20 protein-coding genes, 1 tRNA gene and 1 pseudogene are annotated in these 18,361 nt (G+C 64.4%); 16 read left to right on the forward strand and 6 right to left on the reverse strand.

The annotated features are described in order from the left end of the window. Positions 1-153: 153 nt before the first annotated feature. Positions 154-1,929 carry an ABC-F family ATP-binding cassette domain-containing protein gene (locus tag AC1RRJ_RS02030; protein ID WP_493120039.1) on the reverse strand — a complete coding sequence of 592 codons (1,776 nt, stop codon included), beginning with the start codon at positions 1,927-1,929 and terminating at the stop codon, positions 154-156. Between the two features lie 133 nt (positions 1,930-2,062). On the opposite strand from AC1RRJ_RS02030, the gene AC1RRJ_RS02035 reads away from it, so the two are divergent. Further along, positions 2,063-2,809, forward strand: coding sequence for an SIMPL domain-containing protein (locus tag AC1RRJ_RS02035; RefSeq protein ID WP_493120040.1), 747 nt, complete (start codon positions 2,063-2,065; stop codon positions 2,807-2,809). Between the two features lie 40 nt (positions 2,810-2,849). On the opposite strand, the gene AC1RRJ_RS02040 is transcribed toward AC1RRJ_RS02035, so the two are convergent. Beyond that, on the reverse strand, positions 2,850-3,530 hold the full coding sequence (locus AC1RRJ_RS02040; protein WP_493120041.1) for a prolyl hydroxylase family protein: 681 nt from the start codon (positions 3,528-3,530) through the stop codon (positions 2,850-2,852). Positions 3,531-3,641: 111 nt separating this feature from the next. Between AC1RRJ_RS02040 and AC1RRJ_RS02045 the strand changes: the two genes are divergently transcribed. The 14 genes and pseudogenes from AC1RRJ_RS02045 (at position 3,642) to AC1RRJ_RS02110 (ending at position 13,821) form a co-directional block, all read left to right on the forward strand. Further along, a tRNA-His gene (locus AC1RRJ_RS02045) sits at positions 3,642-3,718 on the forward strand. A 107-nt stretch (positions 3,719-3,825) separates the two neighbouring features. After that, the gene (locus AC1RRJ_RS02050) at positions 3,826-4,878 is read left to right on the forward strand and encodes a Glu/Leu/Phe/Val family dehydrogenase (RefSeq protein WP_493120042.1); all 1,053 of its coding nucleotides are present in this window, start codon (positions 3,826-3,828) and stop codon (positions 4,876-4,878) included. A 127-nt stretch (positions 4,879-5,005) separates the two neighbouring features. After that, positions 5,006-5,359, forward strand: a complete 354-nt coding sequence (locus AC1RRJ_RS02055; protein ID WP_493120043.1) for a YbaN family protein — start codon at positions 5,006-5,008, stop codon at positions 5,357-5,359. Between the two features lie 96 nt (positions 5,360-5,455). After that, positions 5,456-6,190 (forward strand): heme ABC transporter permease CcmC, encoded by a 735-nt coding sequence (gene ccmC, locus AC1RRJ_RS02060; protein WP_493120044.1) that lies wholly within the window; start codon positions 5,456-5,458, stop codon positions 6,188-6,190. Positions 6,191-6,193: 3 nt separating this feature from the next. Next, positions 6,194-6,349: a hypothetical protein gene (locus AC1RRJ_RS02065; RefSeq protein WP_493120045.1), complete on the forward strand. Its 156-nt coding sequence runs from the start codon at positions 6,194-6,196 to the stop codon at positions 6,347-6,349. Further along, the gene (gene ccmE / locus AC1RRJ_RS02070; protein WP_493120046.1) at positions 6,346-6,786 is read left to right on the forward strand and encodes a cytochrome c maturation protein CcmE; all 441 of its coding nucleotides are present in this window, start codon (positions 6,346-6,348) and stop codon (positions 6,784-6,786) included. The genes AC1RRJ_RS02065 and ccmE overlap by 4 nt, the downstream gene beginning before the upstream one ends. Continuing rightward, the gene (locus AC1RRJ_RS02075; RefSeq protein ID WP_493120047.1) at positions 6,783-8,753 is read left to right on the forward strand and encodes a heme lyase CcmF/NrfE family subunit; all 1,971 of its coding nucleotides are present in this window, start codon (positions 6,783-6,785) and stop codon (positions 8,751-8,753) included. Before ccmE ends, AC1RRJ_RS02075 begins: the two co-directional genes overlap by 4 nt. Then, complete coding sequence (locus AC1RRJ_RS02080) at positions 8,750-9,280, forward strand: DsbE family thiol:disulfide interchange protein (RefSeq protein WP_493120048.1); 531 nt, start codon at positions 8,750-8,752, stop codon at positions 9,278-9,280. Before AC1RRJ_RS02075 ends, AC1RRJ_RS02080 begins: the two co-directional genes overlap by 4 nt. A 2-nt stretch (positions 9,281-9,282) precedes the next feature. Continuing rightward, a complete protein-coding gene (locus tag AC1RRJ_RS02085; protein ID WP_493120683.1) occupies positions 9,283-9,708 on the forward strand; it encodes a cytochrome c-type biogenesis protein in 426 nt (141 codons plus the stop codon). After that, a complete protein-coding gene (locus AC1RRJ_RS02090) occupies positions 9,705-10,355 on the forward strand; it encodes a tetratricopeptide repeat protein (protein WP_493120049.1) in 651 nt (216 codons plus the stop codon). Before AC1RRJ_RS02085 ends, AC1RRJ_RS02090 begins: the two co-directional genes overlap by 4 nt. Before the next feature lie 44 nt (positions 10,356-10,399). Continuing rightward, on the forward strand, positions 10,400-12,361 hold the full coding sequence (locus AC1RRJ_RS02095) for a potassium transporter Kup (protein WP_493120050.1): 1,962 nt from the start codon (positions 10,400-10,402) through the stop codon (positions 12,359-12,361). Positions 12,362-12,457: 96 nt separating this feature from the next. Beyond that, entirely contained in the window at positions 12,458-13,270 is an 813-nt protein-coding gene (locus AC1RRJ_RS02100; protein ID WP_493120051.1) for a hypothetical protein, read from the forward strand. Between the two features lie 24 nt (positions 13,271-13,294). Further along, a pseudogene (locus AC1RRJ_RS02105) lies at positions 13,295-13,705 on the forward strand (AHH domain-containing protein); the annotation flags it as partial. Beyond that, positions 13,657-13,821: a hypothetical protein gene (locus AC1RRJ_RS02110; RefSeq protein ID WP_493120052.1), complete on the forward strand. Its 165-nt coding sequence runs from the start codon at positions 13,657-13,659 to the stop codon at positions 13,819-13,821. The pseudogene AC1RRJ_RS02105 and the gene AC1RRJ_RS02110, both read left to right, overlap by 49 nt. On the opposite strand, the gene AC1RRJ_RS02115 is transcribed toward AC1RRJ_RS02110, so the two are convergent. The 4 genes from AC1RRJ_RS02115 to AC1RRJ_RS02130 form a co-directional block, all read right to left on the reverse strand. Next, the gene (locus AC1RRJ_RS02115) at positions 13,811-14,782 is read right to left on the reverse strand and encodes an NAD(P)H-dependent flavin oxidoreductase (RefSeq protein ID WP_493120053.1); all 972 of its coding nucleotides are present in this window, start codon (positions 14,780-14,782) and stop codon (positions 13,811-13,813) included. The two genes, AC1RRJ_RS02110 and AC1RRJ_RS02115, sit on opposite strands and share 11 nt — an antisense overlap. A 179-nt stretch (positions 14,783-14,961) precedes the next feature. After that, positions 14,962-15,459 (reverse strand): hypothetical protein, encoded by a 498-nt coding sequence (locus tag AC1RRJ_RS02120; RefSeq protein ID WP_493120054.1) that lies wholly within the window; start codon positions 15,457-15,459, stop codon positions 14,962-14,964. Further along, positions 15,456-16,247, reverse strand: a complete 792-nt coding sequence (locus AC1RRJ_RS02125) for an SDR family NAD(P)-dependent oxidoreductase (RefSeq protein WP_493120055.1) — start codon at positions 16,245-16,247, stop codon at positions 15,456-15,458. Before AC1RRJ_RS02125 ends, AC1RRJ_RS02120 begins: the two co-directional genes overlap by 4 nt. 56 nt (positions 16,248-16,303) lie before the next feature. Beyond that, positions 16,304-17,131 (reverse strand): alpha/beta fold hydrolase, encoded by an 828-nt coding sequence (locus AC1RRJ_RS02130; protein ID WP_493120056.1) that lies wholly within the window; start codon positions 17,129-17,131, stop codon positions 16,304-16,306. A 127-nt stretch (positions 17,132-17,258) separates the two neighbouring features. On the opposite strand from AC1RRJ_RS02130, the gene AC1RRJ_RS02135 reads away from it, so the two are divergent. Then, positions 17,259-18,266 carry a GlxA family transcriptional regulator gene (locus AC1RRJ_RS02135; RefSeq protein ID WP_493120058.1) on the forward strand — a complete coding sequence of 336 codons (1,008 nt, stop codon included), beginning with the start codon at positions 17,259-17,261 and terminating at the stop codon, positions 18,264-18,266. Positions 18,267-18,361: the final 95 nt, after the last annotated feature.

Genomic DNA, 18,361 nt, shown 5'->3' on the forward strand with positions numbered 1-18,361 from the left:
AGCTTGACCGGAATGGGGTGACCATGAAAGGGAGGGCAGGCCCCGGGTCAAGCCCGGGGTGACGATGGCGGGGGTAACAAGTCTTATCCGTCCCGCACTACGATTTCAGCGGCCCGCCTTCGCGGGGGCGACGTTATAGGACGGCCGCAGCGATTATTGGAGGCCTTCGACCTCTTCCGCCAGCGCCAGCCAGCGGTCTTCCGCCGCCGCCTTTTCGTCGCGCAGCGCATCGAGTTTCCCGGTCAGCGCGGTGAATCTCGCATGGTCGCGCGTGAACAGCGTGCCGTCCGACAGATCCTTTTCGACGCCCGCCATTTCGGCCTCGATCGCCTCGATGCGGCCCGGCAGCAGGTCGTAGTCGCGCTGGTCCTTGTAGGTGAGTTTCTTGCGCGCGGTCGGCGGGGGCGGCGGTGCGGCGACCGACGCCTTGGCTTTGACGCTGTTTGGCTTGACGCGCTTGGCTTCCCAGTCGGCATAGCCGCCCGCGACGATATCGACCTTGCCCGATCCGTCGAGGCCGAGGGTGACGGTGACGGTGCGGTCGAGGAAGTCGCGGTCGTGGCTGACCAGCAGTACGGTGCCGGCATAGTCGGCGATGACTTCCTGCAGCAGGTCGAGCGTTTCGAGGTCGAGATCGTTGGTCGGCTCGTCGAGGACGAGCAGGTTCGATTCGCGGGCGAATTCGCGGGCGAGCAAAAGCCGCGAGCGTTCGCCGCCCGACAGCGCGCCGACGGTCGCCTCGATCACGCCGGGGTCGAAGAGAAATTCCTTCAAATAGCCCTGGATATGTTTTTTGACCCCGCGCACCTCGATCCAGTCGCCGCCGTCGGCGAGAATGTCGCGGACGCGCTTTTCGGGCGACATCAGGCTGCGCTGCTGATCGATGATGATGCCGTCGAGGGTCGGGGCAAGGGTGATCTTGCCGGTATCGGGCTGGATTTCGCCGGTCAGCAGCTTGAGCAGGGTCGACTTGCCCGCGCCATTGGCGCCGACGATGCCGATGCGGTCGCCGCGCTGGACGCGAAAATCGAAATTCCTGATGATCGTGCGCTCGCCGAAGCTGATCGACACATTTTCGGCGACGATTACCGATTTCGACCGGACATCGTCGTTGGCGAGGCCGAGCTTGGCGACGCCGGGGCCGCCGATCATTGCCGCGCGGGTCGCGCGCATTTCCTTGAGCTTTTCGAGGCGGCCCTGATTGCGCTTGCGGCGTGCGGTGACGCCGCGTTCGAGCCAGTGTAACTCGAGCCGCAGTTTCGAATCGAGGCGCTGGGCGGCGCGCTCTTCTTCGGCGGCGATCGCGTCGCTCCATTCCTCGAAGCCCCCGAAGCCGATTTCCTTGCGGCGGATGCTGCCGCGGTCGAGCCACAATGTCTGGCGGGTCAGGCGGGTGAGGAAAGTACGGTCGTGGCTGATCGCGACAAAGGCGCCGGTGTAGCGCGCGAGCCAGGATTCGAGCCACTCGATCGCGGCGAGATCGAGGTGGTTGGTCGGTTCGTCGAGCAGCAACACATCGGGGTTCTGCGCGAGCGCCCGGGCGAGCGCGGCGCGGCGGCGCTCGCCGCCCGATGCGTTGGCGGCGTTGCGGCTCATGTCGATGCCGAGCTGGTCGGCGATCGCGGCGACCTCAAATTCCTCGGGTGCATTGGGCGCAGCGATGGCGAAATCCATCAATGTCGCGAAGCCCGAAAAATTGGGCTCCTGTTCGAGCATCACGACATGGGTGCCGGGGACGATCACGCGCTTGCCCTTGTCGGGATCAATCTGTCCGGCGAGCAGTTTGAGCAAGGTCGTCTTGCCTGCGCCGTTGCGGCCGATCAGCGCGAGACGGTCGCGTTCGCCGACATAGATGTCGAGATCCTGGAACAGCCAACCGCTGCCCTGAACGAGGCCGAGGCCTTCATATGATAAAATCGGTGCTGCCATGATGAACGGCGAGCTAGCGACCTGTTCAGCCCGGCGCAAGCGCGATGCGGGCAAAGGCCGGAACGGGTCGGCTCCGTCTGCGTTACGGGGCTGGGATCATGAAGGGCCGGGACTCCGGCGACAGGAGAAGAATATGACGAAGCAGACGCTCACCGCTATGGCTACTGGATTGGCATTGCTGGTGGCAACGCCGGCACTCGCGCAGCAAGGGGGAACGACGGTGACGACAGCAACGGCCCAGGGCCCGATCCTCAGCTTCAGCGTCGACAAGGAAGTGCGCTCGCGTCCCGACCGTGCCAGCATCGGTGCGGGCGTGACCAGCACCGCGCCGACCGCGGTCGAAGCCTTGCGCGCCAACAGCGCCGCGATGGAAAAGCTGGTTGCCGCTGCCAAGGCGCGCGGGATCAAGGCCGACGATATCCAGACCAGCGGCATCAATCTGTCGCCGCAATATGATTATAACAATCAGGGCAATGGCCAGCCGCCGCGCTTTTTGGGCTATCAGGTCAGCAACACGGTTCGCGCGACGACCGGTGATATCGCCAAGCTCGGCGAACTGCTCGACGCGCTGGTCGCGGCGGGCGGTACCAATATCGACGGCCCCTATTTCTCGATGAAGGATGCCGACGCGTTGCTCGTCCCGGCGCGCAAGGCGGTGTTCGACGAGGCCAATGCCAAGGCCGCCGACTATGCGCGGCTCGCAGGCTATCGCACCGCCGAACTGGTGTCGGTGAGCGAAGGCGGCGGCTTCCAGGGTCCGCCGCGTCCGATGGCCTATGCGATGGACGCACGGGTGCAGAGCGCCGGCAAGGCCGTGATCGAGCCCGGTCAGGTTGCAAATACGCTGACGCTGAGCTTCCAGTACCGGCTGGTTCGCTAAGTAACATGTCGCCCCCGCCAACGGCGGGGGCGACAATATATTACCCCAATTCCCCCTCTGCCCACGGCCAGGGCCGTTCGCGGAACCATTTGGTGATGATATATTTGCGCCCCTTGCGCACTTTCATCCCGTGGTGGAGCGTGTCGGCATTGGGCTGGCCGTCGGTACGGACATTGTTCCACGCGAGCAGCTTGCCGGTTTCGGGCTGGTGCATCTTGGCCGTCGCGAGGAAACGCGTGGCGCCGCCGGCGTCCGGTTCATTGAGATAGACCATCAGCGTCCAGCTGCGCTGCCCCGGCACTGCGCAATAGGTTTCCCAGTCGGCGCCGTGCGGATCGAAATAGTCGGTGTGCGCCTTGAACTGCTGGCCGACGTCGTAGCGCTGCCCCTGTAGCGGTTCCCCATATTCCAGCGGGATGCCGGTGAGGCCGTGAAGTCTCGTGTTGATGGTGCTGACCAGCGGGTCGCGGTGGTTGAGATCACAGGTGGTGCTGGTGCGAAACGCATCGTCGCCGTTCGGGTCGGCGATCGTCGAGGGGCGCACGTCGCGGTCGATTTGCTCGACCAGCGCGGCGCAAGTGGAAGGGTCGAGAAAGCCCGCCAGCATAAATTGCTCGAGCTTTGGCGTCGGGGCGCGACGGATGCCGGGGACAGCGGCGAGCCTTTGTGCGGTGCGGTCGGCGCCCGATGTCGCCATGTCCACGATCTTGCTTTCGGTCATGCGGCTTTTTAGTCGGCACATTCGATGCGAACAATGCTTGACGAACGGGGGCACCCGCGCCTATTCGCCGCGCGCTGTCGAGGCTGCTTTCTGCGCCTCTTCGCTTATGTGGCGACCATAGCTCAGTTGGTTAGAGCGCCGGTTTGTGGTACCGGAGGTCGCGGGTTCGAGCCCCGTTGGTCGCCCCATTTCCCCATGAAATCATGGATGATATTCCCCATGTGGAATCGGCGTGACTCCGCGTCATTGTTCTATTATTACTTTCTCACGTAATTTTAAACGCGAGGATGAGTCCATGTCCGCAGTCTGGGATTTCGCCGATTTTGACGATCATGAACATGTCCACATGTTCCGCGATCGCGCCAGCGGGCTGACGGCGGTCGTCGCGGTCCACTCGACTCACCTTGGCCCCGGGGCGGGCGGTGTGCGCTACTGGCATTATCCGCAGCGCGCGGCGGCGATCACCGACGCGCTGCGCCTGTCGCGCGGCATGAGCTACAAGAATGCGATGGCCGGCCTGCCGATGGGCGGCGGCAAGGGAGTGATCCTCGCCGATGAGGGCGGGGCGAAGACCCCCGAATTGCTTGCGGCGTTCGGCCGTGCGGTCGAATCGCTGGGCGGCGCCTATATCACCGCCGAAGATGTCGGGATCACCGACGTCGATATGGTCGAGATCGCCAAGCACACCAAATATGTCAGCGGGCTGCCCGTCGCCAGCGGCGCCGCCGTGGGCGGTAATCCGGGACCCTATACGGCGCTGGGCGTCTATCTGGGGGTCAAGGCGGCGATATTGAACGGACTGGGCACCGACAGTGCCAAGGGCGTGCGGATCGCGATCCAGGGCGTCGGCAGCGTCGGCGGCGGTGTCGCGCGGCGGCTGGCGGCTGAGGGCGCGAAGCTGATCCTCGCCGACGTCGATCTGGCGCGAGCGAAAGCGCTCGCCGACGAGTTGGGTGCAGAGCTGGCCGATTCGGCGGCGATCATGGAGGTTGAGGCCGATGTGCTGAGTCCCAATGCGCTTGGCGCGATCCTGACCGAGGCGAGCATCGGGAAATTGCGCGTGCCGGTCGTCGCGGGCGGCGCGAACAACCAGCTTGCGACCGCGGCTGACGGCCAGCGCATCCACGATCGCGGCATCACTTACGCCCCCGATTATGTGATCAACGCCGGCGGCATCATCAATGTCGCGCTGGAATATCTGGGGCACGGCAGCCGCGAAGAAGTCGAAAGCCGTATCCATCTGATTCCCGGGCGGCTTGCCGACATTTGGGCCGAGAGCAAGGCGAGCGGTACGCCGGCGTCGATGGTCGCCGACCGCATGGCACAGAAGCTGATCGGCCGGGGGTGATACGCGTCGCCCCCGCGAAGGCGGGGGCGCCGGCAACCTTGCACAAGGCCGATGGCGGCCCCCGCCTTCGCGGGGGCGACGGTCAAGTGGGCTGGCGCGGTCCGCAATTTCCGCTAAGCCAAGGACAATGAAGCGGCATTTCTTTTTCGTCAGCGGCTGGCTGTCGCTGGGGTTGGGTGCGATTGGCGCCTTTCTGCCGCTGTTGCCGACGGTTCCTTTCGTGATTCTTGCCGCCTTTTGCTTCGCGCGTTCGTCGCCGCGGCTTGAGGCGTGGCTGGTGAACCACCCGACCTTTGGCCATCATATCGTCGCATGGCGCGAAAAGGGCGCGATCAGCCGCAAGGGCAAGATCGCGGCGAGCGTCGCCTTTGCCGTGAGCATCGTCGCAGCGCTGATCTTCGCGCCTTGGCCCTGGTCGATGGCGCCGGTCGTCGCGGCGGCCGTCACCGGCAGCTGGATATGGACGCGGCCCGAGGGTTGACGCCGGGGCGAGGGCGACCAAAAGATGCACACCGGGTCGCGCCGGGCAAATTGCTGGACCCACCCATCCAGCTCGCCTAAGGACGACGCCAATCCGATGCACGCTTATGCCAACCCCACCCGTTTTCTTGCGATCGCCAGGCCGCTGACCCCGTGGCTGCTGGGCGCCGGCCTGTTGCTTCTGCTCGTTGGGGCGTGGGCCGGGCTCACTCAGGTTCCGGGCGATTATAAGCAGGGCGAGACTGCCCGCATCCTTTACGTCCATGTTCCATCGGCGTGGCTCGGCATGGGGGGCTGGACCGCACTTGCGATCACCGGGCTGGTCCAGCTTGTCTGGCGGCACCCGCTGGCGGGAATCGCTGCGCGCGCGGTCGCGGTGCCGGGGATGCTGTTCACCGCGCTGTGTCTTGCGACCGGTTCGATCTGGGGCAAGCCGACCTGGGGCACCTGGTGGGAATGGGACGGGCGGATGACCTCGATGCTCGTCCTGCTGTTCCTTTATGCCGGCTTCATCGCATTGACGAGCGGGGACGAGGGGCAGCGCCAGGGCGGATCGCTGTCGCGCGGAGCGGCCATTTATGCGCTCGTCGGCGCGATCAATATTCCGATCATCAACCGCAGCGTCGTGTGGTGGAACAGCCTGCATCAGGGGCCGAGCATCACGCTGGGCGGATCGAGCATCGACAATGCGCTGCTCTGGCCGCTGGGCCTGACTTTGCTGGGCTTTTCATTCTTGTTCGGTGCAATCGTCCTGATGCGGATGCGCCGGATCATCGCCGATAACCGGATTGCCGCGCGGTTGCGCCGGCTTGCCGACGACGAGGGGATTTAGGACGTGACGGGGGTCATCAGCGGTGGCGGGCAATGGGCCTTTGTGGCCGCAGCCTATATTTTGACGGCCGTGTTGACCGGCGCGGTGCTGTTGCACAGCTGGCGCGCGATGGCGACGGCCGAGCGGCGCAGTGACGCGCTGCGAAAGGACCGCAAGTGAAAGCGAAGCATCAACGACTGATTCTGGCGCTGGTCGCGCTCGTCGGCGTCGCGGGCGCCGGCGTGCTGGCGGCGAGCGCGTTGCGTGACGAAGCTGCCTATTTCCGGACCCCCGTCGAAATTCAGGACGGCAAGGCGACGGTTGGCGAGGCGATGCGGCTGGGCGGCATGGTCGCGGCGGGCAGCATCAAGCGCCAGAGCGACGGCCTGACCATCCGCTTCGTTGCGACTGACGGCAAGGCGTCGGTGCCGGTGGAATACAAGGGCATCGTCCCCGACCTGTTCGGCGAAGAATCGGGAATGGTCGCCGACGGCCGGATGCGCGCTGATGGTATTTTCGTCGCCGACCGCATCCTCGCCAAGCATGACGAACGTTATATGCCGCCGCAGATGGGCGAGATGCCCAAGGGCGTAGCGAAAGCGCAGCAAAAAACATGATTGCCGAACTTGGACTGGCCCTGCTCTGGATCGCGGCGGCACTCGCCTGCTTGTCGCTGGTCGCGGGCACGCTGTATCTGCGCGGTGGGCCGAAGGATCTGGGTGCGCTGGTGCGGCCGGCGAGCGTTGCGCAAGGTGTGCTCACCGCGGTCGCCTTTGCATTGCTGATCGCGCTGTTCGTGCGCTCCGACATGTCGGTCGAGCTGGTTGCGCGCAACAGCAACAGCCTGAAGCCCATGATGTTCAAGGTCGCGGGGACGTGGGGCAATCATGAGGGCTCGATGCTGTTGTGGCTGACGATCCTCGGCTTGTCGGGTGCGCTGGTCGCGATCTTCGAGAAGCGATTGCGCGAAGATACGCTGATTGCGACGCTTGCGGCGCAGGCGGCATTGAGCATCGGTTTCTTCGCCTTTCTGATCTTCTCTTCCAACCCGTTCAAGCGTCTGCCGGTGGCGCCGCCTGACGGGCAGGGACTCAATCCGTTGCTCCAGGACCCGGGGCTGGCCTTCCATCCGCCGACGCTTTACATCGGCTACGTCGGCCTTTCGGTCGCGTTCAGCTTTGCCGTCGGCGCGCTGGTCACGCGCGAGATTGGTCCGGCCTTCGCCCGCGCGATGCGGCCGTGGGTGCTGGGAAGCTGGATCTTCCTGACTATCGGGATCACCGCGGGCAGTTACTGGGCCTATTACGAGCTCGGCTGGGGCGGCTGGTGGTTCTGGGATCCGGTCGAAAATGTCTCGCTGATTCCGTGGCTGGCCGGCGCCGCCTTGCTCCATTCGGTCGCGGTGACCGCCACCCGCAACGCGCTGCGTGCGTGGACGGTGATGCTCGCGGTGATCGGTTTTTCGATGTCGATGGTCGGCACCTTCATCGTCCGTTCGGGGCTGCTCACCAGCGTTCACAGCTTTGCCGTCGATCCCGAGCGCGGCACCTTCCTGCTCGTGTTGATGGCAGTGTACATCGGCGGCGCGCTGACCCTGTTCGCGCTGCGCGCCAATACGGTCGCGGAGGGCAAGAAATTCGCGCTGCTGAGCCGTGAGGGCTCGCTCGTCATTAACAACCTGCTGCTCACGACGATCCTTGCGCTGGTGCTACTCGGTACGCTCTATCCGATCGTCGCCGAGGCGATGGGCGAGAAGATTTCGGTCGGTCCGCCCTATTATAACAAGGTCGCGGGGCCGCTCGCGCTCATCCTCTGCCTTGTGATGGTCGCCGGGCCGCTGCTCAGCTGGCGCAAGGATGACGGCAAGAAACTCTGGTCGCGGCTGCCGCTCGCGGTGTTCGCCGGGGCGCTGGTGCTGGTGCTGCTCGTCATTTTCGGCGGCAAGGTCGGCATATTGCCTTTGCTTGGCATGACGGTCGCCGGTGTCGTTGCCGTTGCCAGCCTCGCACCCTTGTGGGGCCGCAATCTGCGGCGCACGCCGCTGCCGACCTGGGGAATGGTGATCGCCCACTTCGGCGTTGCGGTGACGCTGGCCGGGATGGGCGCCGAAAGCGCCTTCATCAAGGAACGCCTCGTTGCGGCGGCGCCGGGCGATGTCGTGAAGGTGGGCGATTTCGCGGTCAGGTTCGCCGGGGTGAAGCCCGTCGCCGGGCCCAATTTCACCGCGATCGAGGGGACACTGGTCGCCACGACATCGGGCGGCGCGTCCTTCACGCTGAAACCCGAATCGCGGATGTTTCCCGGCCTGATGGGCACCGCGCCGACCGAAACCAATGAAGCCGCGTTGCTGACGCGGCCGGGCGGACAGCTTTATGCGGTACTTGGCCAGCCGGTGGCCAGCGAAGATGGCAGCGCCGACCGTTATCAGCTGCGCTTGTGGTGGAAGCCGCTGGTGTGGTGGATCTGGCTCGGTGGTGGCTTGATCGCGCTCGGCGCAGTGCTGTCGATGCTCGGCCGCGCCCAGTTGCTGGCGCTGTGGCGTGCGCGCCGGTCACGCAAATCACAGGAGCGTTTCGCACCATGAAGAATCGTTGGGTTCTTTTCGTCCCGCTGGCGATCATGGGGTTGCTGTTCGGCGCCTTCATCTATCGGCTGGTGACGCCAGCGGAGACGCTGATCCAGTCGCAGTGGATCAACAAGCCGATGCCGCTTTTCGACCTGCCGCCTGCGACGGCCGGGGTCGAGGGGCTGAAGAGCAGTCAGCTGGCCGATGGACGTCCGCGACTGGTCAACGTCTTTGCAAGCTGGTGCATCCCGTGCCGCGCCGAAGCGCCGCAGCTCGAGGCGTTGAAAGCCGCAGGCGTGCCGATCGACGGCATCGCGATCCGCGATCGGCCCGATGATGTCGCGATGTTCCTGCGCGAATTCGGCAATCCGTTCGACCGCATCGGGTCCGATATGCAGAGCAGCGTCCAGATCGCGCTGGGATCGTCGGGCGTGCCCGAAACCTTCCTGATCGATGGCAAGGGCATCATTCGCGAACAGATTCAGGGCGTGATTCTCGCCGAGCAGGTGCCGGAGATCGTCGCCAAGCTGGAAGCGATGAAGTGAGCATGCGCCTCGCCGCTGTGGCGCTGTTCGGCGTGATCGCTGCGCCGTTGGCGGCGCAAGACCGGTTGCCGCCCGCACCCTATGCCTATCAGCAGCTTGCCGACCCCGCCAAAGAGGCGAAGGCGAAGGCGTTGATGGAAGAGCTGCGCTGTCTCGTCTGTCAGGGCCAGTCAATTGCTGACAGCGATGCGCCCTTGGCCGGTGACATGCGGCACGAGGTGCGCAGCAAGATTGCAGCGGGCGAAAGTCCCGGTGAAATTCGAAAATGGCTGGTCGCGCGCTATGGCAATTGGGTGACCTATGATCCGCCGTTCGACATGGCGACGGCGCTGCTGTGGCTGGGGCCATTGATCTTTCTCGGTCTCGGCGGCTGGCTGGCCTTTGGTCGCTTCCGCCGCGGCGATAGCGAAGACGAGGGCGAGGCATGATCTGGCTGTGGGTGATATTGGCCGCGTTGCTGACGATCGCAGGGATCTTCTGGCTGGGCAAACTGCCCGCAGCGGCGCGGCCGCTGGCGGCGGCGGCGGTGATGCTGGGCCTCGCCGGCTATGCCCTGGAAGGCAGCCCCTCGCTGCCCGGCAAGCCGGTTGCTGCAGCAGCGGAACCCGAAGGGTTCGGCGAGGCGATTACCGACCAGCGGAAGGGGATGGCCGATCGTTTCGGCCCGGCCGCGCAGTGGCTCGGCATGTCCGACGGTTTCGCCCGTACCGGCAAGACAGGGCTGGCCGCCCAGACGTTGCAAAAGGGACTCGAGAAATATCCCGACAATGTCGACCTGTGGGTGGGGCTTGGCAATGCCCTGGTCGCGCATGGCGGCGGCGTGATGTCACCCGCGGCGGCTTTGGCATTCGACGAAGCGGCACGCCGCGATCCGACCCATCCCGCGCCGCCTTTCTTTGCCGGGCTGGCGTTGGCGCAGGGCGGCGACCTCAAAGGCGCGGAGGCGGTGTGGAGCCAATTGCTCGCGCGCAGCCCCGCCGACGCGCCATGGCGCCGCGATCTGGAAATGCGGCTTGCGCAGCTGCGCGAGGCGCTCGGGCCGCAGCTGCCGCCCGCGACACCGACAGGGCCCTGATTTGAGTGCTATTCCATCGCCGCGGACTGGTCTAAAGGCGCGCGATGACTGCTGAGTCGCAACAGGCGGGCGGTGGGGCTTCGAGTCCCGCCCTGACTGCCGCCGATACGGGCCATTACGGCCATGGCCATCAGGGTGACGGCAAGCTGAAGCTGGCTGTCGGCGCGGTGGGCGTCGTCTTTGGCGATATCGGAACCAGCCCGCTCTACGCATTTCGAGAGACATTTTCGGGCCATCATCCGATCGAGCCCGACCCGTTGCACATCTATGGCGTGCTGAGCCTGGTGTTCTGGTCGATGATGCTGGTCGTCACGTTCAAATATGTGCTGACAATCATGAAGGCCGACAACAAGGGCGAGGGCGGCAGTCTGGCTCTGCTTGCGCTGATCAGTCGCCAATCGTCGGGCAAACGCTGGACCTGGCCGATCATATTGCTCGGCGTATTCGCGACCGCGCTTTTCTATGGTGACAGCATGATCACCCCGGCGATGTCGGTGCTCTCGGCGACTGAGGGGCTGAGCTATGTTAACAAGGGATTTGAGCCCTATATCGTGCCGATCGCGCTCGCGATCCTGATCGGCCTTTTCGGTATTCAGGCGCATGGGACGGCCAAGGTCGGGGCGTTGTTCGGCCCGATCATGCTGCTCTATTTTCTGATGCTCGCGACGCTGGGCGTGATGCATATTGTCGATCAGCCCGGGATCATCATCGAAACCTTGAACCCGGTGAATGCGCTGCGTTTCTTCTATGTCGACGGGTTCACGGCCTTTATCGCGCTGGGCGCGGTTGTGCTGGCGGTGACGGGGGCCGAGGCGCTTTATGCCGATATGGGGCATTTCGGACGCAAGCCGATTGGCCTCTCGTGGCTGTGCTTCGTGCTGCCGGCGCTGATGCTCAACTATATGGGGCAGGGCGCGATGGTGCTTGCCGCCGAAGCCGGGCCGCGTGCCCAGCTGATTCAAGATCCCTTCTTTCAGATGATGCCCGACGCGTGGCGGATCCCGGTCGTGATCCTCGCGATGCTGGCGACGATCATCGCCAGCCAGGCGGTGATCTCGGGCGCTTTCTCGCTGACCCAGCAGGCGATCCAGTTGGGCTTCATTCCGCGCCTGCGCGTCGAGCACACCAGCGCGTCGGCGGCGGGGCAGATTTATATCCCGATGGTCAATTGGGCGCTGATGGTGATGGTGATCATCCTCGTTCTCTTCTTCGGGTCGTCGAGCAACCTTGCGGCGGCCTATGGCATCGCGGTGACGGGGGCGATGTTCATCGACACCTGTCTGATGAGCGTCGTGCTGTTCAGCCTGTGGCGCTGGCCGGCGTGGAAGGCGTTGCCGGTCCTTGCGGTCTTCTTCATCGTCGATATCGCCTATTTCGGCGCGAACCTGATCAAGGTGCCCGACGGCGGCTGGGTGCCGCTGGCGATCGGCCTCACCATCTTTACGATGCTCACGACCTGGTCGCGCGGGCGCAAGCTGATGCAGCAGCAGATGGCCGAAGGCGCGATGCCCATCCCCGTGTTCGTGAAATCGGCGGCGAACAGCGCAACCCGCGTGCCCGGAACCGCGGTGTTCATGACGTCGAGTTCCGATGGCGTGCCGCACGCGCTGCTCCACAATCTGAAGCACAACAAGGTGCTGCACGAACGCATCATCCTGCTCACGATCAAGATCGCCGACGTGCCCTTCGTGCGCGAAGAAAATCATTGTGCGCTTGAGGATCTGGGGCAGGGATTCCACCGGCTGGTGCTGAATTACGGCTTTATGCAGCCGGTCCATGTGCCCGAGGCGCTGAAACGCGTCACCGGATGCGGTGCCGAATTCAAGATGATCGAGACCAGCTTTTTCCTGTCGCGGCAGACGCTGATCGCCGCGGCGACGCCGGGCATGCCGATCTGGCGCGAAAAGCTGTTCGCCTGGATGCTGCGTAATTCGGAAAGCGCGATGGAATATTTCCGCCTGCCGACCAACCGCGTCGTTGAATTGGGAAGCCAGGTCGCGATCTGAAGCCCGACCGTTTCGGACCAATTGCCGCAATAAGGGTTTGAACATTGCCGGCAGTCTTGCGATGCAAGCGCGAACGGACGAGGGTCGGCGACCAGCATGACAGTCGACAACAATGATGTGCGGATCCTGCCGGTTCCACCGGCACCCTTTGCCCTGATCGTCGGTTCGGCGATGCGCCAGGCATCGGCCGACGAGCTGGAGCAGGCGATCCGCCATCTGGGGCTGATGCCCGAACGGATCGACAGCGATGATCCTGCGCGCTCGCTACCAGCGTTCCGGCTGCACTTTGGAACGCTGTCGTGGGTCGCGGAGCCGGCCGACGAATCCGCGCTCGACCAGATCGATCCAGCGCAGCCTTTCACCAGCCTGCTCGCTGCCAGTCTGCCGCGTGACTGGCGTGACGGCAGACATTGCTGGATGTTCGTTCCCGAGGATACGGAAACGCCGGTGGTCGCAGCGGAGCGGCACAAAAATGGCCGCGATTACCTGAAGGCCATGCTGTTGTTGATCGACCTGTTCGATGCGAGTCATCTTTTCTGGTCGCCCGCGCGTCTGTGGTCCGATGCACCGCAATTTCGCGCGTCGGTCGCGGAGATGTTGACCAGCGGCATGCCGCCGGTGCTGCATCTGGTGGCCTTTCGGCGTCACGATAGCGACGAAGGCGAGGCCGTCGGCACGCGCGGGCTGATGTGGTTCGCCGGGCAGGAGCTGGAGGCAAATATACCCGCCGGCTGGACGGTGGCGGAGATGATCAAGCGGCTGGCGCGGCTCGCGCTCGACATGATGCTCAATGGCCGGTTCAGCGGCAATCGCGACCTGCAGGGGCTCGCGCCCGGCGAAACGATCCGGCTGGCGGCGGTCGGCGGCGATCGACGAACGGTGCGCGTCGAGTTCGGCCGCCAACGCTGATGCCAAGGCGCGGCTGGCAAGGGGGCGCCGCCGCCGCGCAGCGGGTATCAGCGTCATCATCTCGTCCCGATTTCGCTGCTAAAACGACCGCAGATGGCGGCAATGTTCACCTGTCTGGAGGATGAGGGATTTGCGCTGCGGCATTTCGGCGGCAATGGCTTGATGCTGCCCGCGTCCGAGGCGGCGGCGCTATCGTCGGGCTATGCGCTGCATCGCGGGCCACACCATGGCTATAGCGACGTGGTGACGGCACGGGTCGAGCGGGTGCGGGTGCATTTTGCCTTGCACGCGCCACATGACCTGCGCACTGCACCGCGCAACGCAACGCAACGCAACGCAACGCAACGCAACGCAACGCAACGCAACGCAACGCAACGCAACGCGCCGTGGCGATGCGCCTGCGGCTGTTGCAGGACGCCACGCGGCGCGCGCTGACCGATCGGCACGGCACCGGATTCTGGCTCAACCGGCGCGATCCGATGCGGCTGTTCGCCGATCGTCCCTATCTGGACGAGGCGATCGATCGCCTGTTCGGAACGGTCAAAGCCTGACCTTGGCCTCCAGCTCGCGACGAGCGGCGAGATACTGCGCCTCCAGCTCGGCGACGAATTCGGCGACCGGGCGAACGGCGGTGAGGGGGCCAATGCCCTGACCTGATCCCCAAATATCCTTCCAGGCCTTCACCTTGGTGTTGCCGCCCGAGCCGAAGTTCATCGTCTTGAGGTCACCTTCGGGCAGATTGTCGGGATCCATGCCGGCATCGACGATCGACTGGCGCAGATAATTGCCGTGGACGCCGGTGAAAAGGTTCGAATAGACGATGTCGCTCGCGCGGCCCGCGACGATGCCGTTCTTATAGCCTTCGTCGGCATTGGCTTCGGCCGTGGCGATGAAGGCGCTGCCCATATAGGCAAGGTCGGCGCCGCACGCCTGCGCGGCGAGGATCGAGCGGCCGTGGCCAATCGCGCCCGACAGTGCGACGGGGCCGTCGAACCAGGTGCGGATTTCCTGCACCAGCGCGAAAGGCGACAGTACTCCGGCGTGGCCGCCCGCGCCAGCGGCAACGGGAATCAGTCCGTCAGCGCCCTTTTCGACTGCCTTGCGCGCAAAGCGGTCGTCGATGACGTCGTGGAGCGTGATGCCACCCCAGCCATGGACGGCCTGGTTGAGCTCTTCGCGCGCGCCAAGCGAGGTGATGGTGATCGGCACTTTCCATTTCGCACAGGTGGCGATGTCCTGCTCGAGCCGGTCGTTCGATTTATGGACGATCTGGTTGACCGCATAGGGCGCCGAAAGTCGGTCGGGATTGGCGCGGTCCCATGCCGCAAGCTCTTCGGTGATCTGGTGCAGCCATTCGTCGAGCAATGTTTGTGGCCGGGCATTGAGCGCCGGGAAGCTGCCGACGATGCCCGCCTTGCACTGGGCGATGACCAGTTCGGGGCCCGAAACGATGAACAAGGGCGAGCCGATGACGGGCAGGCGCAGGCGGTCGAAAATCGGGGGAAGGGCCATGAATCAATCTCCGGTTGCGGTTTGAAACTGACCTTAACGTAAACGGAAGGTCGCGCAAGAGGGGTTGAATGGGGCGCCGAATGCGGCCGCGGACGGTGGCGGTATGGGCTTTGGCGGACAGGCGCCAACAAATGACAAAGGCGGCCGGAGCCGCCTTTGTTCGCTTCTTCTTCACCTTGTCAGACCGGCGCGGTCCGGCGGCGGGCGGCCTTGAAGGCGACGTAGCCGAACAGGGCGGCGGCGATCAGGAGCACGCCTTGTGCCGCGACGAACGGCCCTTCGGTCCCGGTTGGTGCGAGCGCGTTAAGAGCAGGCACTTTGAGGAACGACTGCACCACCAGCACGAACAGGTTGAGGTAGAGTGCGAGGGTGGCGGTGACCGCATAGGCGGTCGCGGCGCGGCCGGCGAGCTTGCGGCCATAATAGGCCGCGAAGGCGATGATCAGGATCAGCGTTGAGAGGATCCCGACCCCGAGCGCCGGCGTGAAGGCGACGATCGGGAAGAGGAAACCAGTCAGGCTGGTGAGCAATGTTGTCCACAGGAAAATGCCGGTGGTGCGGGGGAGCAGACGTCCGCGCACGAAGGCGGGGAGGGCGACAAGGCCCGCGCCGATGCCGATCAGGCTGATCGCGACATGGAGCGTGGTGAATTGCGGAATGGTCAAACCGAGGATCATGTTACGTCTCCCTGGAGGTAGCGGGCCGCGGGCTGTGACCGCGACAGGTTTGGACGAAGTGCGCTGCGCGCGGCGATATAGGCGTCGTAATCGGCCTGATCGGGAAGTGCGGGGATGGTGATGACTTCCCCCAGATCGAGGCCCTTCAGTGCGGCATCGACCATGTCGTTGACGTCCATCACCATTTCGGCGGGGATATTGGCAAGCTGCGCGTCGTCCCAGATCGGCGTGCGGGTGATGCCCGGGAGAACCGCCTGGATACGGACGCCCTTGGCGCCGAGCTCGACCTGCAGGGCCTCGGTAAAGGCGAGGACATAGGCTTTGCTGGCAGGATAGACGGCGGTGAAGCCGTCGGGCATCAGCGCGGTGATCGAGGTGATGTTGATGAGGGTACCGCGGCCCTGTGCGGCAAGGCGCGGGGCGATGGCGGCGGCGAGGCGCGTCACCGCGAGGATGTTGAGATCGATCATCCCGGTGAGGTGGGCGGGATCGGCCTCGACAATGCTGGTCTCGCCCGCAACGCCGGCATTGTTGATCAGGCCGGTGATCGCGGCGTCTTCGCGCAGCCGCATTTCGATGCGCGCGAGGTCGTCGGCCTTTGCCAGATCAGCAGCGAGCACTTCGACCGCGACCCCGGTGTCGGCGCGAAGGCGGTAGGCGAGGTCGGCGAGCTTGTCGGCGCGGCGCGCGACCAAAATCAGGTTTGCGCCGCGCCTGGCGAAGCGGTCGGCATAGACGGCGCCAATGCCATCCGATGCGCCGGTGATGAGAATGGTTTCCCTGGTCATCTGACGTCTCCCTTGATGAGGAGGCGCAGTCCCCCCGGACCGCGCCTCATCTTCTATCAGCTATTGATGAAATCCAGAAGGTCGGCGTTGAACCGGTCCTGATGGGTGACGGTCAGGCCATGGTCGGCGCCTTCATAGATTTTGAGCACCGCCTGCTGGACGATTTTGACGGTCGAGAGCGCCGCGGCGCCGATCGGCACGATCTGGTCGTCGTCGCCGTGAAGGACGAGGGTAGGGACGTCGAACTTCTTCAAATCATCGTTGAAGTCGCTTTCCGAAAAGGCTCGAATGCTGTCGAGCAGGCCCTTGAGACCGCCGTTCATCCCCTGACGGACGAATTCGTCGCGGACCGCTTCGGAGACGACCGCGCCATCGCGGTTATAGCCGTAGAAGGGGAGCGACAGATCCTTGAAGAATTGGGGGCGGTTGTCGAACGTGCCCTTGCGAATGCCGTCGAACACATCGATCGGCAGGCCGCCCGGATTGGCTTCGGTCTTGAGCATCAGCGGGGCAACTGCACTGATCAGCGCGACCTTGGCGACGCGGCCGGAGCCATGACGGCCGATATAGCGGGTGACTTCGCCGCCGCCGGTCGAGTGGCCGACGAGGATGACGTCCTTCAGGTCCAGCTGTTCGATCAGCTCGGCAAGGTCGTCGGCATATTGGTCCATATTGTTATTTTCCCAGACCTGATCCGAACGGCCGTGGCTGCGGCGGTCATGGGCGATGGTGCGGAAACCCTGGTTCGCAAAGAAAACCATCTGGGCGTCCCACGCGTCGGCGCTGAGCGGCCAGCCGTGCGAGAAGATAATCGGCTGTCCGTCCTTCGGACCCCAGTCCTTGAAGAAGATATGCGTACCGTCCCTGGTGGTGATCGTGGTCATGATGCTTGTCCTTTCGCGTCGTGAGAGGCGGTGCGTCCGCCGGTGAGACAAGAGATAGGTCGGTACGGACTTGATCGGGATTGGCGGAAGCGACATTATGCAGGCCGATTCCGACAAAGGAGGCGATATGCCCAAGCTGGAGGTGCCTGACGCGAAGGTCGCACTCGTCGAGGTGGGGATGATGCTCTATCCCGACTGCCAGATGGGAATGGTCCTCGGGATTACCGATTTGTTCCACATCGCCGGGCGCTTCGCGGTCGATCATGGCCGCGCTCCCATCCGCGTCAGCCATTGGCGTTTGCAGGAGGGCGGGGGCTTTGCGCGCTGTTATGACAGCCATTCCGACGAGCCGGAGCATAATTCGCCGACGGTGCTGATCGCGCCGGGGAGTTTGCACAAGCTGCTCGAGGCCGATGAGGTTGCACCCTATGCGCGCTGGCTGCTCGACCGCCACGCGCATGGGGCGACGCTGGCATCCAACTGCGGCGGCGCTTTTGCGCTGGCGGCGACGGGGTTGCTGGCCGGGCGTCCGGCGACGACGCACTGGTTTTTTGCGGAGCAGTTCCGGACACGCTTCCCCGAGGTGCGGCTGGAGTCCGACCGGATGGTGATCGACGACGGCGATATCGTGACCGCGGGCGGACTGATGGCGTGGACCGATCTGGGACTGCGGATTGTCGAGCGCCTGCTGGGCCCGACGGTGATGATGGAGACCGCGCGTTTTCTGCTGATCGATCCCGGCGGGCGGGAGCAGCGCAATTATGCGAGCTTTGCCCCGCGCCTGACTCATGGCGACGAGGCGGTGTTGAAGGCGCAGCATTTGTTGCAGGCGAAGGAAGGCCGTGTTGGCGGCGTCAGCGAACTGGCGGCCGAAGCCGGGCTGGAAGAGCGTACATTCCAGCGCCGTTTCAAGGCCGCCACGGGGATGACACCGGTCGAATATTATCAGCATTTGCGCGTAGGGAAATCCCGCGAGCTGCTGGAGTTCACCAAGCGGACGGTCGATCAGATCGCGTGGAGCGTCGGCTATGAGGATGCTACGGCTTTTCGGAAGCTTTTTCACCGGATCACCGGCCTGTCGCCCAACGAATATCGTCAGCGTTTCTCGACCGAGTCGATCCAGCGCGTGGCGTGATTGTCGCCGACCAGCGAAATTTTTTTGCTCGCGTGTCGATTTCGACGACCCTCGTTCGTCGTGTAGATACGGGGCCGGTGTTGGCTCGGTGGAAA

It is taken from the genome of Sphingopyxis sp. GW821-FHT12C06, assembly GCF_058807415.1.

What these genes read in the sequence shown, in the direction of transcription:
- AC1RRJ_RS02030 (WP_493120039.1), bottom strand. Translation starts at nt 1,929, where the DNA reads ATGGCAGCACCGATTTTATCATATGAAGGCCTCGGCCTCGTTCAGGGC.
- AC1RRJ_RS02035 (WP_493120040.1), top strand. Translation starts at nt 2,063, where the DNA reads ATGACGAAGCAGACGCTCACCGCTATGGCTACTGGATTGGCATTGCTG.
- AC1RRJ_RS02040 (WP_493120041.1), bottom strand. Translation starts at nt 3,530, where the DNA reads ATGACCGAAAGCAAGATCGTGGACATGGCGACATCGGGCGCCGACCGC.
- AC1RRJ_RS02050 (WP_493120042.1), top strand. Translation starts at nt 3,826, where the DNA reads ATGTCCGCAGTCTGGGATTTCGCCGATTTTGACGATCATGAACATGTC.
- AC1RRJ_RS02055 (WP_493120043.1), top strand. Translation starts at nt 5,006, where the DNA reads ATGAAGCGGCATTTCTTTTTCGTCAGCGGCTGGCTGTCGCTGGGGTTG.
- ccmC (WP_493120044.1), top strand. Translation starts at nt 5,456, where the DNA reads ATGCACGCTTATGCCAACCCCACCCGTTTTCTTGCGATCGCCAGGCCG.
- AC1RRJ_RS02075 (WP_493120047.1), top strand. Translation starts at nt 6,783, where the DNA reads ATGATTGCCGAACTTGGACTGGCCCTGCTCTGGATCGCGGCGGCACTC.
- AC1RRJ_RS02080 (WP_493120048.1), top strand. Translation starts at nt 8,750, where the DNA reads ATGAAGAATCGTTGGGTTCTTTTCGTCCCGCTGGCGATCATGGGGTTG.
- AC1RRJ_RS02085 (WP_493120683.1), top strand. Translation starts at nt 9,283, where the DNA reads ATGCGCCTCGCCGCTGTGGCGCTGTTCGGCGTGATCGCTGCGCCGTTG.
- AC1RRJ_RS02090 (WP_493120049.1), top strand. Translation starts at nt 9,705, where the DNA reads ATGATCTGGCTGTGGGTGATATTGGCCGCGTTGCTGACGATCGCAGGG.
- AC1RRJ_RS02095 (WP_493120050.1), top strand. Translation starts at nt 10,400, where the DNA reads ATGACTGCTGAGTCGCAACAGGCGGGCGGTGGGGCTTCGAGTCCCGCC.
- AC1RRJ_RS02100 (WP_493120051.1), top strand. Translation starts at nt 12,458, where the DNA reads ATGACAGTCGACAACAATGATGTGCGGATCCTGCCGGTTCCACCGGCA.
- AC1RRJ_RS02115 (WP_493120053.1), bottom strand. Translation starts at nt 14,782, where the DNA reads ATGGCCCTTCCCCCGATTTTCGACCGCCTGCGCCTGCCCGTCATCGGC.
- AC1RRJ_RS02120 (WP_493120054.1), bottom strand. Translation starts at nt 15,459, where the DNA reads ATGATCCTCGGTTTGACCATTCCGCAATTCACCACGCTCCATGTCGCG.
- AC1RRJ_RS02125 (WP_493120055.1), bottom strand. Translation starts at nt 16,247, where the DNA reads ATGACCAGGGAAACCATTCTCATCACCGGCGCATCGGATGGCATTGGC.
- AC1RRJ_RS02130 (WP_493120056.1), bottom strand. Translation starts at nt 17,131, where the DNA reads ATGACCACGATCACCACCAGGGACGGTACGCATATCTTCTTCAAGGAC.
- AC1RRJ_RS02135 (WP_493120058.1), top strand. Translation starts at nt 17,259, where the DNA reads ATGCCCAAGCTGGAGGTGCCTGACGCGAAGGTCGCACTCGTCGAGGTG.